This window comes from Natronomonas salinimetallica, assembly GCF_013839515.1.
In the GTDB taxonomy this organism is placed as follows: Archaea; Halobacteriota; Halobacteria; order Halobacteriales; family Haloarculaceae; genus Natronomonas.
Window position 1 is genome coordinate 47285 of the sequence record NZ_JACDNQ010000014.1, and the last position, 12701, is coordinate 59985.

Annotated in this window: 11 protein-coding genes; 10 read left to right on the forward strand and 1 reads right to left on the reverse strand. The window is 66.1% G+C overall.

Annotated features, from left to right (window positions below):
• The first annotated feature begins 32 nt into the window (after positions 1 to 32).
• The 10 genes from HZR14_RS11315 to HZR14_RS11360 all read left to right on the forward strand — a co-directional run bounded on the left by HZR14_RS11315 (position 33) and on the right by HZR14_RS11360 (position 11677).
• A complete protein-coding gene (locus HZR14_RS11315; RefSeq protein WP_181692981.1) occupies positions 33 to 377 on the forward strand; it encodes a hypothetical protein in 345 nt (114 codons plus the stop codon).
• A 64-nt stretch (positions 378 to 441) separates the two neighbouring features.
• Complete coding sequence (locus HZR14_RS11320; RefSeq protein ID WP_181692982.1) at positions 442 to 1857, forward strand: class II fumarate hydratase; 1416 nt, start codon at positions 442 to 444, stop codon at positions 1855 to 1857.
• A gap of 219 nt (positions 1858 to 2076) precedes the next feature.
• The gene (locus HZR14_RS11325) at positions 2077 to 2577 is read left to right on the forward strand and encodes a helix-turn-helix domain-containing protein (protein ID WP_181692983.1); all 501 of its coding nucleotides are present in this window, start codon (positions 2077 to 2079) and stop codon (positions 2575 to 2577) included.
• 155 nt (positions 2578 to 2732) lie between these two features.
• Positions 2733 to 4586, forward strand: coding sequence for a Glu-tRNA(Gln) amidotransferase subunit GatE (gene gatE / locus HZR14_RS11330; RefSeq protein ID WP_181692984.1), 1854 nt, complete (start codon positions 2733 to 2735; stop codon positions 4584 to 4586).
• A gap of 101 nt (positions 4587 to 4687) precedes the next feature.
• Positions 4688 to 5320: a hypothetical protein gene (locus HZR14_RS11335; RefSeq protein ID WP_181692985.1), complete on the forward strand. Its 633-nt coding sequence runs from the start codon at positions 4688 to 4690 to the stop codon at positions 5318 to 5320.
• Positions 5321 to 5456: 136 nt separating this feature from the next.
• On the forward strand, positions 5457 to 5606 hold the full coding sequence (locus HZR14_RS11340; protein WP_181692986.1) for a hypothetical protein: 150 nt from the start codon (positions 5457 to 5459) through the stop codon (positions 5604 to 5606).
• Between the two features lie 258 nt (positions 5607 to 5864).
• Complete coding sequence (locus HZR14_RS11345; protein ID WP_181692987.1) at positions 5865 to 6311, forward strand: universal stress protein; 447 nt, start codon at positions 5865 to 5867, stop codon at positions 6309 to 6311.
• Positions 6312 to 6465: 154 nt separating this feature from the next.
• Entirely contained in the window at positions 6466 to 8118 is a 1653-nt protein-coding gene (locus HZR14_RS11350; protein ID WP_181692988.1) for a COG1361 S-layer family protein, read from the forward strand.
• A 72-nt stretch (positions 8119 to 8190) separates the two neighbouring features.
• On the forward strand, positions 8191 to 10542 hold the full coding sequence (locus HZR14_RS11355) for an efflux RND transporter permease subunit (protein ID WP_181692989.1): 2352 nt from the start codon (positions 8191 to 8193) through the stop codon (positions 10540 to 10542).
• Between the two features lie 94 nt (positions 10543 to 10636).
• Positions 10637 to 11677: an NAD(P)/FAD-dependent oxidoreductase gene (locus tag HZR14_RS11360; protein ID WP_181692990.1), complete on the forward strand. Its 1041-nt coding sequence runs from the start codon at positions 10637 to 10639 to the stop codon at positions 11675 to 11677.
• A gap of 121 nt (positions 11678 to 11798) precedes the next feature.
• On the opposite strand, the gene HZR14_RS11365 is transcribed toward HZR14_RS11360, so the two are convergent.
• On the reverse strand, positions 11799 to 12638 hold the full coding sequence (locus tag HZR14_RS11365; protein ID WP_181693023.1) for a sulfite exporter TauE/SafE family protein: 840 nt from the start codon (positions 12636 to 12638) through the stop codon (positions 11799 to 11801).
• Between the last annotated feature and the right edge of the window lie 63 nt (positions 12639 to 12701).

A 12701-nucleotide genomic window follows, 5' to 3' on the forward strand; every position in this document is an offset into this window, starting at 1 on the left:
GGATTTATCTGGCTGTCGTACGTCTTACGTGCATGGCAACCTGTAGCACGTGCCGCGATCGGCTGAACGAGGAGTCCCTGCTCGAGGGGAGCAACGTGTACTCCGAGATGGCGGGCGGCAACAGCCGGGACGACATCCTCTCGGCGTACGACGGCGTGAGATACAGCGACTCGAGCGTCCTGTGTTCGGCGTGTCTGGACACGCCCTCGGAGTGTGGCAACTGCGATGGTACGGGGGCGGTGACGACGATCGAGGCGGCGGGCGACGGTGACGGCGGAGGCGGTGAGGGCAGCGACGAACCCACACAGGAGTGTTCCGTCTGTGGCGGGACGGGAACGACGACGCCGAACCTCCGGCGTGACTGCTGTCGGTTTTAACTAGGGGCGGGTCCGGCGGCGGGCTTTCGATGCTCTTTAAGGACCCCGGTGAGTGCCCCCGATTATGACGGACGAGGATGACGGATACCGGATCGAACGTGACAGCCTCGGAGAGATGGAAGTCCCGGTGGACGCCTACTGGGGTGCCCAGACCCAACGCGCCGTGGAGAACTTCCCGATCTCGGGGATCTCCTTCGGACGCCGGTTCGTGCGGGCGCTCGGGATCGTCAAGAAGGCGGCCGCCGAGGCGAACCTCGAACTCGGGTTCCTCGAAGCCGAGAAGGCCGACGCGATCGTCGAGGCGGCCGACGAGGTCATCGCGGGCGAGCACGACGATCAGTTCCCGGTCGACGTCTTCCAGACCGGATCGGGGACCTCCTCGAACATGAACGCCAACGAGGTGATCGCCAACCGAGCGAGCGAAATCTACGGGGCCGAGGTGGGATCCCGCGAGATCCACCCCAACGACCACGTCAACTACGGCCAGTCGTCGAACGACGTGATCCCGACGGCGATGCACGTCGCGTCGCTCGAGGCCGTCGAAAAGGACGTGATTCCGGGGCTGGACGTCCTCGCTTCCGAGCTCGCCGACAAGGAGGAGGCCTTCGCCGACGTGGTCAAGACGGGGCGAACCCACCTCCAGGACGCGACGCCGATCCGTCTCGGCCAGGAGTTCGGCGGCTACCGGACCCAAATCGAGAAGGGGATCGACCGCCTCGAGGCGACCCGCGAACGGCTCGGCGAACTCGCCTTGGGCGGGACGGCGGTCGGAACGGGGCTCAATACCCACCCCGACTTCCCCGAACTCGCCGCCGAGAACATCGCCGAGGAGACCGGTCTCGCCTTCCGGGAGGCCGACAACCACTTCGAGGCCCAGGCCGCCCACGACGCGATGAACGAGGCCCACGGTGCCCTCCGGACGGTCGCGGGCTCGATGAACAAGATCGCGAACGACCTCCGGCTGCTCGCCTCCGGCCCCCGGAACGGGCTCGGCGAGATCGAACAGCCCGAAAACCAGCCCGGCTCCTCGATCATGCCCGGCAAAATCAACCCGGTCGTCGCCGAGTCCGTCAACCAGGTCCACAAACAGGTCGTCGGCAACGACGCGGCCGTCTCCGCCGGGGCCGCCCGCGGGGAGATCGATCTGAACCTCTACAAGCCGGTACTCGCACACAACTTCCTCGAGAGCGCCGCGCTCATCGCCAACAGCGCGGCGACGTTCGGCGAGCGCTTCGTCGGTAAACTCGAAGCCAACGCCGATCACTGCAAAAAGCAGGTCGACCAGTCGATGGCGCTGGCGACGGCGCTCAATCCGGCGATCGGCTACGATGCGGCCTCGAAAGTCGCAAAACAGGCGCTCGCGGACGACAAGACGGTCCGGGAGGTCGCCGTGGAGGAGGGATATCTCACCGAAGCCGAGGCCGACGAGGTGCTTGACCCCCGCGCGATGACGGAGCGGGTCATCCTCGGCGACGACTGACAGCTTCTCGGCCCCACACGCGCCGTTCGAATCGGGGTCCGGAAGGCGCTCGGATCGGGGTCCGGAAGGCGCTCGGATCGGGGTCCGGAAGGCGCTCGAACGGCCCACCCGCTACGGCGACCACGTCACGACCAGAGCTCCTATAAAAATGTAGTGGCCGTTCCTCCGTTCTTGAAAACGTTAACCTCTGGTTAATACCCATCTCACGTACGAGAGATTATGGCAGAGATGGAGCCTTCGACCGAACTCGGAGCCGAAGACAGCGACCAATCGATAACCGTCTCGCAACTGCGCGCGGAGCTGAACGGAACCGGCCAGAGCAACGAGCCCGGTACGGCTGTCTCCGAGGTCGTCTCCGAGGTCGAATCCTCGCTTTTCGGCTCCGAGTCGTTCGTGTTCGAGGAGACACACGTCAAATCCTCCCTCGACGAGTTGCTCCTTTCGCTCGTCGCGCTTCGGACGGCCGACACCCACGGCAAACAGCTCCTCGACGACCTCGCACAGGAGTTCGATACGATCCTCAGCCCCGGGACGGTCTATCCACGGCTTCACGACCTCTGTGACGAGGCCGTTCTCGAACAGCGCGAACTCGTCAAGACAAAGGAGTACACCCTCGACGACGCCGACGTGGCCCGCTCGAACGTCGCGGCGGCGGCCCGACAACACCTCGCGCTCGGGATGGTACTCAGGGCGGCCCTCGAACGCGGCGACTTCGAGTGATGCTGCTTGCTGTCCCCGGGGCACGCGAGTTGCGACTCCGGGTGGCGAACCGCGTTTGCGACGGGCAGCCGGCAGTATGAACACGTCGGGAGCCGGTGGGGTTCGTAACTGTTGGATGGTGTCTTTTTTGAGTGTTCGTACCCCACCCTCGGGTAATGACGCACGATTACGAGGCCCTGGGACTCGTCGCCGGGCTGGAGATCCACCAACAGCTCGACACGGCGAGCAAACTCTTCTGTAACTGCCCGACGGAGCGGCGCGATCCCGAGGAGTCGGTCCGCTCGTTCTCCCGGTATCTCCACCCGACGAAGTCCGAACTCGGCGAGCTCGACGAGGCAGCCCTCGAGGAGTCCCGCGTCGACCGGGAGTTCGAGTACCTCGCCTTCGACACCACGTGTCTCGTCGAGGAGGACGACGAGCCGCCGGGACGGCTCGACGGGGAGGCGCTGAACACGGCCCTGGAGATCGCGACGCTTCTGGACTGTGTCGTCGTCGACCGGGCCCACGTGATGCGTAAGATCGTCGTCGACGGCTCCAACACGTCGGGCTTTCAGCGCTCGACGCTCGTCGCCACCGACGGCGAGATCGAAACCGACGACGGCCCGGTCCGGATCGCCGACATGCTGCTCGAAGAGGAGTCCGCAGCCCGAATCGAAGAGCGCGATGGCGGCGTCACCTACGCGCTGGATCGCCTCGGGATCCCCCTCGTCGAGATCGGGACGAAACCGGACATCCGGTCGCCCGAACAGGCCCGTGAGGCCGCAGAGCGGATCGGAATGTTGCTCCGTTCGACCGGAAAAGTAAAACGGGGGCTGGGAACCATCCGCCAGGACGTCAACGTCTCCATCGCCGAGGGCGCGCGCGTCGAAATGAAGGGCGTCCAGAGCCTCGACGACGTCGACGACCTCGTCGCGGGCGAGGTCGGCAGGCAGGTCGAACTCCTCGAGATCGCCGACACGCTGCGAACGCGGGGGGCGGAGGTCGCGGAGCCGACCGACGTGACGGACGTGTTCGCCGATACCGACAGCGGTGTCATCGCCGGGGCAGAGGCCGTCTTCGCGGTCAGACTCGTCGGATTCGACGGGGTCGTCGGCCACGAGATCCAGCCCGACCGCCGTCTCGGGACGGAGCTTTCGGATCACGCCAAACGCCAGGGCGCGGGCGGGATCTTCCATACCGACGAACTGCCGGCCTACGGCGTCACCGAGCGCGAGGTCGATGCGCTCCGTGACGCCGTCGGGGCGGACGCGGCGGACGCGGTCGCACTCGTCGCCACCGATGCCGATGTCGCCGAGCGGGCGATCGAGGCCGTCGCCGACCGCGCCGCGACCGCGATCGAGGGCGTCCCCGAGGAGACCCGCGGTGCGAACGACGACGGCACCTCGCGGTATCTCCGGCCCCTGCCGGGCGCGGCACGGATGTACCCCGAGACCGACGTGCCGCCGGTCGCCCCCGATCCCTCCGAGGTCGAGCCGCCGGAGTTGCTCACGGAACGGGTCGAGCGCTACCGGACGGACCTCGGTCTCGGCTCGGGACTCGCCGAACAGGTCGCCTACGGCCGCCACATGCCGACGTTCGAGGCCGCCGTCGAGCGCGGTGTCGACCCGACGACCGCGGCGAGCACACTCGAATCGACGCTGACCGAACTGCGCCGCGACGGCGTCCCGGTGGACGCGTTGACCGACGAGGACCTCCTCGATGTGCTCGAACTCGTCGAGGACGGCGAGTTGGCCAACGAGGGGATCGATCCCGTCCTGAGCGAACTCGCCGGGGACCCGACGCTGTCTGCCGAGGAGGCGATCGAGGCCGCGGGACTGTCCGGCGTCGACCGCGAGGCGGTTCGTGACACCGTCGTCGAGGTGATCGAGCGCAACGAGGCCCAGGTCGAATCCGAGGGAATGGCCGCCTTCTCCGGGCTCATGGGCGAGTGTATGGGCGCACTCCGTGGGAAGGCTGACGGCGAGGTCGTCTCCGAGTTGCTTCGCGAGGAGATCAGCCGGCGGACGTGAACCGCCTCGGAGGACCCGCCTCATAAACTCGCGGGGAGTATCGGACCTTCGGCGACCCCTCGGAGCGAACACGCCGACCGAAACCGGGTAAGCGTATATATGTGCGACTCGCGAACGACCGAATCGAGATGGCGTCCGAACGGCTCTCGGATCCCGGCGTCGTCGATCGGATCGATGTGCGACCGTCCGATCCCGACCCGTCGGACCGTCTATTGGCGGGCGAAACCCCGGTCGAGACGGTCGCGCTCTCACCGGGATGGATCGTCGTCACCGACCGGGCCGTGCTCAGTTATCATCCCGACAGGGACCTCGCCGTCCGCAGAACGCCGCGATCGAACGTCACATCCATCACCGTCCGCCGGACGGGTGGACGGGCGTTTCTCGGTTACGTCCCCGGTGCGATACTGTATACCCTCGCCGCCCTGGCGGGTGGCGTACTCCTGTTGGCGGTCTCGCCGACGAGCCTCCTCGTCGTTCCCGACGCCCCGGGCGCGGGCGGGATCGAGACGATCCTCAAAACGCTCGAGTGGGCGAGCCGACTGCTCGGTACCGTCCTCGTGTTCAGCGGCATTCTGATCGGACTGGCCGCCGTCGTCGTCGTCGGGTACTGGCTGTCCTCCCGGGAGGTCGCGCTCGTCCTCGAACGCGGAGCCGCCGACCCGATCGAGTGTCCCACCGACCGACACACCGGCCAGCGGGCGCTGCGGGCGCTGCGGGATGCCTTTCCCGACTAGGGGATCCGCCTATCGTCACGGTGTTCGGGAGGATGGGTTCGGTACGTATCGCGTCCTCGGAGAGACGAGACGTGCCGTCCGACCGGCCGAAACAACCACGAGCGTAATACGTCACCCCGTTCACGGTGAGGTATCGATGTCGTTCGTACCCATCCCGGACCTCGGAGCCGAACGGTTCCGTGCGGCAGACCGCGCGATGAGCCAATCGGCAGTGCTCGGAATCCTGTTGGGAGTCGCGTTCGTCCTCGCGGGCGTCCTGGCCGTGCTCATGTTGTTCGGCGGGTGACGGAAACGGGTACCGGACGTTGATACTGACGGACAAAAGAATGTGTACACGACGCACGAGGATCACGCCGTTCGACGGAGCGAACGGCGGATCACTCGTGAGTCGGTTTCATTTGATTTCGTCCACCAGTATGAACACGAGCGGCATCCCGTATTGTGCCATGACATCACAACACGTCGGACGGGGCCGCCACGCCGAGCGCCGAGACCCCTCCCGTTCGACGCTGGATTTTTGTGTCCCCGGCGCAGATGGTTGTGTATGTATAACGAAATACTAGTCCCGACGGACGGCGGCGAAGCGTCCGACATCGCTGTCGACCACGCCGTGTATCTCGCCGACCGGTGTGGCGGTCGGGTGCACGGACTGTTCGTCGTGGACAGCGGCCCCCTAGAGAGTATCGGCGGCGGGTATCCCGAAGCCGTCACGGAGATCGAGCGCCTCGGCGAGGAGGCGGTCGGGCGGGTCGAATCGGTCGGCGACGAGCGGGGCGTCGAGACGACGACGTCGGTCGTCCGCGGGACGGTCCATCGGACGATCGCGGAGTACATAGAGGAGAACGACATCGACACCGTGGTGATGGGAACCCACGGCCGGCAAGGAGTCGGCCGGCACCTGCTCGGATCGGTCACCGAGCGGATCATCCGAATGGTCGACGTCCCCGTGGTGGCGGTCACGGCATCGGAAGACGGGGAGGAGTCGTCGTAAGTTCCCGACGAACCGGGTGGTATAAGTAACTGTATTCCATAGTATTGTGTAGATTACGAATGATTGATCGACAGGCCGAACGGCAAACCGAGGCGACACCGCGAGCACGTAGGATCGGACGGAGCGAACGTATCCGAACGGCGGGGCGGAATCGATGAGTCGGGACGCGGACGGCCGGGGAACGGGGGCGTTCGGCCGGCGGGTGCTCACGGCCGCGCTCGGCCTCGCCGTCGTCACCGCGCTTCTCGTCTCCGGGATCACCGGAAGCGTCGGCGCACAGGCGGCCGGCGGCGATCCGGAACTCGAAGTGTTCGTGCCCGATCCCACGTTGACGCCGGGAACGAGTGCCCAACTCGAACTGCAGGTCGCGAACGACGCCGAGGCGGACTTCGGCACTATGGAGAGCCGCAACCGGGTGACCGCTGCCCGGAACGTCCGGATCGAGGTCGACGCCGACGACGCGCCGATCGACGTCGAATCCGGCCGCTACTCGATCGGTAGCGTCTACGAATCACAGCCGGGAACCGCTCCGATCGACGTCGACGTCCCGGAGGACGCCGAACCGGGCGAGTACGAGATCGACGTCGAACTGGAGTACTCCTACACCTCGGGGTACTTCCCCCGCGGTGAGGTCGAGTACGATCGCACGCGGACGGTCACCCGAACCGTCGAGATCGAGATCGACGACGACCCGCGCTTCGAGTTGAGCGGCGTCGAGAACACCACGGTACAGATCGGCGAAACCGGGACGATCGACGTCGACGTCGAGAACGTCGGCGCCAAACCGGCCCGTGACGTCGCGGTCGCGCTCGAATCACGGAGCCCGATGTTGGGCTTCGGTGGGGGCGAGCTCGACACCGCCCGGATCGACGGCCTCGATGCCGGCGAGACGAAGACCGTCACCTACGAGGTCAGCGTCGCGCCCGACGCGCCCGACCGGGAGTACGAACTCGACGGCACTGTCCAGTACACCGACCCGGACGGGATCCGGGGTCACGACGACAGCCTCTCGGTCGGCGTCCGAACGGTCTCCGAGCAGGCGTTCTCGATGACGGCCGAAGGGACGGCGCTGCACGCTGACGAGGAGGGAGACGTCGCGGTGACGGTCACCAACGAGGGACCGGTGACCGCCCACGACGTCTCGGTCAACCTCGCCGGTGAGTACCCGAACGTTCGACTGCTCGAGGGGTCCGTCTCGGCCGGGACGCTCGACTCCGGCGAGTCGGCGACCGTCGACGTCCCCTTCGATCTGGGACGCGAGGCCGATCCCGTCTCGAAGACGCTCGATATGAACCTCGGCTACCGGACCGCCGACGGCGAACACCGCGTCGACCCCGACCACTCGCTCGTCATCGACATCCAGGAGCGCCGCGACGACTTCTTGCTCACGTTCTCGAACGCCACCATCACCGCGGACTCCTCTCAGCTCGTCGAGGTCGAGGTGACGAACAACCGCGATCAGCGACTCACCGACGTCGAGGCAAAACTCGGGACCAGCGACCCCCTCGATAGCGCCGACGACGAGGGCTACGTCGCCGCGCTCGATCCGGGGGAAACGACGACGATGACGTTCGAACTGTCGGCGACAAGCGACGCGAACCCCAAGACCTACTCGGTCGCGATGGACTTCAGATACGACGACGAGAAAGGTAACACGAAGATGTCGAACGTCTATCGGCTCCCGGTCGACGTCGAGGAGAACGGCGGCACGCCCCTGTGGCTCGTGGGTGGGGGCCTGCTCGTCCTCGTCGTCATCGGAGGTATCGCATACTACCGGAGGCGTCAGGGGGCCTCCCCCGGACAGTAACGTGTTCGTGTACCGCTTCCCGGCCACGGCAACGGCCGGCCGAGCCCACTGCCGCAGGACCGATAGGCCACGATGAGCGACGAGAGCACACCGCTTCGCGACCAACTGGAGCGAGTCGGGCGGTTCTCCGCGGAGAACCGCCGTACGATCTTCGCCGTCGTGGCCGTCCTGCTCGTCGCTTCGATGGGCATCGCGGCCACCTCCGTGTACATGAGCCTGGGGATGGAGCTGTACATCGACGACGACTCCCAGGTCAACCAAGACTGGCAAGAGGTCAAAGCCGACGACGAGTTCGACGTCGGTAACGCGGTGTACGTCTCCATCGAGACCGATCAACTCTACGACCCCGAGACGATCCGCGCCATCGATCGCCTCGATAGGCGATACACCTCGGCCGAGGAGTTTACCTCGGTGACGAGCCTCGCGGACGTCGTCCGGGCCGGCAACGGCGGCGAGATACCGGAGACTGAACGCGGCGTCCGGGCGGCGATCGACCGAACCGCGGCGATGGATCCGAGCGCCGAACGGCTCGTCACGAACCTGAATCCGGACCCACAGACGGCGTTCGTCATCGCCACCTACGGGGAGGTCGACGTCCCGCCCGCCGAGGACCAGTACTTCGGGTTCCTTCCCGGCACCGAGGGCGGCGTGGTCTCCGAGACCGTCGTCGACGAGACCGACGCCACGTGGCTTCCGCCCCACGTCGACGTCACGATCACCGGCACCCCCGTGTTCGAGACCGCCGCGTTCGGGCTCATGCTCCCCGAGATGGTTCAGCTGTTCGCGATCGCCTTCGCGATCATCTTCACGATCGTGTTCTTCGTCATGCGCGGACGCGTCGAACGGACCTGGGAGGTCGCGCTCCCCCTCTCGGCGGCGATGGTCGCGCTCATCTACATGCTCGGGATGATGGGAATCGTCGGCTTCCAGTTCAACGCGATCATGCTCGGGGTGTTGCCCATCGCGCTCGGGCTGGGGATCGACTTCAGCCTCCAACTCCACACGCGGTACATCGAAGAACGGGAGAACGGCCGCGAGCCGGTCGACGCCGCCGGGGCCGCGGCCCGGACGACCGGCAACACGCTGTTGTTGGCCATGGCGACGACCTCGATCGGCCTCGGGGCGCTCTTGGTGTCGGCAGTGCCCCCGACCAGACAGCTCGGCGCGACGGCGGCCTTCGGCGTCGTCGCTGCGACCATACTCTCGCTTACGTACCTCGTCGCGCTGTTGGTCCACTTCGACGACGGCTCCTACGGGGGCGAGCCGACCGACGACTCCAGCGAAGGGGCCGAGACGGCCGAGGGGCCTACGGACGGTCGGCTGGAACAGGCCGTCGACAGCGGGTCGACGGTCATCGCCGCGTCACCCCTGTTGGTATTGCTCGTTATGTTCGCCGCCATCGGCGGCGGGGCGGCGGTCTATCACGACGTGCCGACGACCCAGGAGATGCTCGATTACTGGCCGGACATCGAGGAACGCGAGGACCTCGAGGACCTCCAGGACACCGCCGAGAGCCCGAACGTGATGTACGTCACCGTCGAGGGACAGGACACCTACTCGCCGGCGACGTTCCGGCGGGCCTCGGCGTTCGAGACCGCGATCGAAGAACACGACGACGTCAACGCCGCGATGAGCCCCGTGAGTGCGACCGAGATGGCCGTCGGGGACATTCCCGAAAGCCGGGCGCGGCTGATCGAGACCGTCGACCGACAGGCCGAAAACGAGCTCCTGCCGATCGGATCGCGCTCGCAGACGCCGAACAAGATCCTCATCCAGCTGTTCGTCGCCGACGTCGAAGGCGAGGAGGTCAGACACCTCACCGACGATATCGAGGCCGAGGCGGAGTGGCACTTCGGAACCGAGCGGGCCGCAGTCACCGGAAAGCCGGTCGTCAATCGAAACGTCATCGAAAACGTCACCTCGGGGCGGGATCCGATGACGATCCTGAGCTTCGGGATGGCGTTTCTGTTCTTGACGGCCGCGCTCAGATCCGCCCGGGAGTCGGCGCTTTTGATCGTCAGCGTCGCCGTCAGCGCCGTGATGCTCATCTCGATGATGATGTATCTCTTCGAGATCCCGTGGAACCCCCTGACCGTCGCGACCGGATCGATCGCTTTGGGGGCCGGGATCACGTACGGGATACACGTCCACGAGCGGTTCAAAGAGGAGATGTTCGCCCGCGGGGCGACCCCCGAGGCGGCGATGCGGGAGGCGATGGTCAAGAAATCCCGCCCGGTCATCGGCTCGGGGACGACGACGCTGTTCGGCTTCGGGGTGCTCGGCATCTCCGAGTTCCCCGTCCTCGCGAACTTCGGGATCGCGGTCGCGCTCGCGATGACGTTCGCGCTCGTGACCTCGTTCTTGTTCCTCCCGGCCGCCGCCCTGACACTCGCGCGCTGGACGGACACCTACGAACGGGCGTGATCGACCCACGGCAGGGGGATCGTCGCCCCCCGTATTCGGCCCGATCGAGGGAACCAGCACAAGGTACATACCCGATGGCCGGGTATGTCCGTGTATGAGTGACGACGCCGAACACCGACGACTCGTCATCGCCGGCTCCGGAATCGCGGGGCTGTCGGCGGCGATCTACGCCGCGCGCTCGAACAACGATCCGCTGGTGCTCGAAGGCCCCGAGCCCGGCGGCCAGCTCACGCTGACGACCGACGTCGCGAACTACCCGGGCTTTCCCGAGGGGATCGGCGGCCCGGAGCTGATACAGGACATGAAAGCCCAGGCGGAGCAGTTCGGCACCGAGATCGACACCGGCGTCATCGTCGACGTCGACCCGGGGACACCCCACCGGATCGAACTCCGGGACGGCACCGTCTACACCGCGGACGCGCTCATCGCGGCCTCGGGGGCCTCCGCCCGAACGCTCGGGGTGCCCGGCGAGGACGAACTCATGGGCTACGGCGTCTCGACGTGTGCGACCTGCGATGGGGCGTTCTTCCGGGACGAGGACATGATCGTGGTCGGCGGCGGCGACGCGGCCTGCGAGGAAGCGGCGTTCCTCACGAAGTTCGCCGACACCGTCTCCATCGTCCACCGACGCGAGGAGTTCCGCGCGGAGGACTACTGGGTCGACCGGGTCCGGGAACTGGAGTCCGAGGGCGACGTCGAGGTGTTGACCAACACCGAACTGCTCGAGATCGACGGCTCCCCGGAGGAGGGCGTCGAGTCGGTGACGCTCGCACGGAACCCCGAGGGCCACCCCACGGAGAAACTCGACGACTCCGACACCGAGCGCTTCGAGATGGACGTCGGCGCGGTGTTCATGGCGATCGGACACACCCCGAACACTGACTATCTACAGGACACCGGCGTCGAGTTGGACGACGCCGGCTACCTCGAGACCGTCGGCGGATCGGGTGGCGGCCAAACGCGGACGGGCGTCGAGGGGATCTTCGGTGCCGGCGACGTGGTCGACTTCCACTACCAGCAGGCGATCACGGCCGGCGGAATGGGATCGAAGGCCGCCATCGACGCCGACGCCTACCTCGAGGACCTCGAACGGGAGGCCGAGGGGACGGCCGACCCCGCCGCTGCGGACGACTGATACGGATCGGCGTACCGGATCCCCGAAAATACGAGGCGATACTCATGCCGCCGGCTGTCCCCAGTGTACGCGAGTCGTGACCCTGGGTGCGACATTCGCTCGCGACGGACGGCCGGCGGTATCAGAACACGCCGGCGATGAATCCAACGCCCATGATGATGAGGACGGCAGCGGAGAAGGCCGGCAAATACGGCGTGTACTGTTTGACCGTCTCCTCGTGGTGTTGATAGCCCGCGATCAACAGCATCGTCAGCCCGACGATAGCAAACACAACGGTGAGAGCGTATGCACTCATCAGTTCGAGACAGTAGTTCGACCCGGCACAGAGGGCGATAATCTCGAACTCCTCCTCGTGGGCGAACCCGAGCAGAAAGGCGAACCAGGCGATTCCGAACAATCCCCTCTCGGCGACAGCATCGGAACGCTCGTCTGTATGCGCGTGCCCACCGAAGAACGGAAGGGTGCGCTTCAGGCGCGAGACGGATCCCTCGCCGCCCTGTGAACCCGGATGGGCGTGGGTCTCTCCGTGGCTGTGGTCGTGTGAGGCGTGGTCTGTCGACTCGTGGTCGGGACTCCCGTGTGAGCGGGCGTGGCCGCCACCGGGACTGTCACGCGAGTGGTCGTGGCGGTACTCTCGGATCCCCAGACCGATCAGTAATACGCCCGCAACTAGACTGACCGGACCACCGATCCGGATGCCGCTGAAGACCGTGAGTGGCTCGTTGATTTGGGTGAGGCTGAAATAGGATTTCGCATAAAAGAACACGCCAACCATCGCGATACTACTGACGAGGTGTCCGACACCGATGATGAAACTCGCCGCGAAGCCGTAGAGCCACTTGTTCGTCTGATCCAACGCATACGAGGCGGCGACGGGCCACCCATGACCAGGTTCGATCCCGTGGATAGCCCCAAGTGCGACCGAACCGAGCAGCAAGCCGACAGCGTCTCCTGGTATCATCGTCATACGCCGAACTCGGTACGAGCGCCGAATAACGGTTGTTACTACCCGATCGGGGGAATC

Coding starts and splice junctions, on each gene's coding strand:
- HZR14_RS11315 (WP_181692981.1), top strand. CDS start 33: ATGGCAACCTGTAGCACGTGCCGCGATCGGCTGAACGAGGAGTCCCTG.
- HZR14_RS11320 (WP_181692982.1), top strand. CDS start 442: ATGACGGACGAGGATGACGGATACCGGATCGAACGTGACAGCCTCGGA.
- HZR14_RS11325 (WP_181692983.1), top strand. CDS start 2,077: ATGGCAGAGATGGAGCCTTCGACCGAACTCGGAGCCGAAGACAGCGAC.
- gatE (WP_181692984.1), top strand. CDS start 2,733: ATGACGCACGATTACGAGGCCCTGGGACTCGTCGCCGGGCTGGAGATC.
- HZR14_RS11340 (WP_181692986.1), top strand. CDS start 5,457: ATGTCGTTCGTACCCATCCCGGACCTCGGAGCCGAACGGTTCCGTGCG.
- HZR14_RS11345 (WP_181692987.1), top strand. CDS start 5,865: ATGTATAACGAAATACTAGTCCCGACGGACGGCGGCGAAGCGTCCGAC.
- HZR14_RS11350 (WP_181692988.1), top strand. CDS start 6,466: ATGAGTCGGGACGCGGACGGCCGGGGAACGGGGGCGTTCGGCCGGCGG.
- HZR14_RS11355 (WP_181692989.1), top strand. CDS start 8,191: ATGAGCGACGAGAGCACACCGCTTCGCGACCAACTGGAGCGAGTCGGG.
- HZR14_RS11360 (WP_181692990.1), top strand. CDS start 10,637: ATGAGTGACGACGCCGAACACCGACGACTCGTCATCGCCGGCTCCGGA.
- HZR14_RS11365 (WP_181693023.1), bottom strand. CDS start 12,638: ATGATACCAGGAGACGCTGTCGGCTTGCTGCTCGGTTCGGTCGCACTT.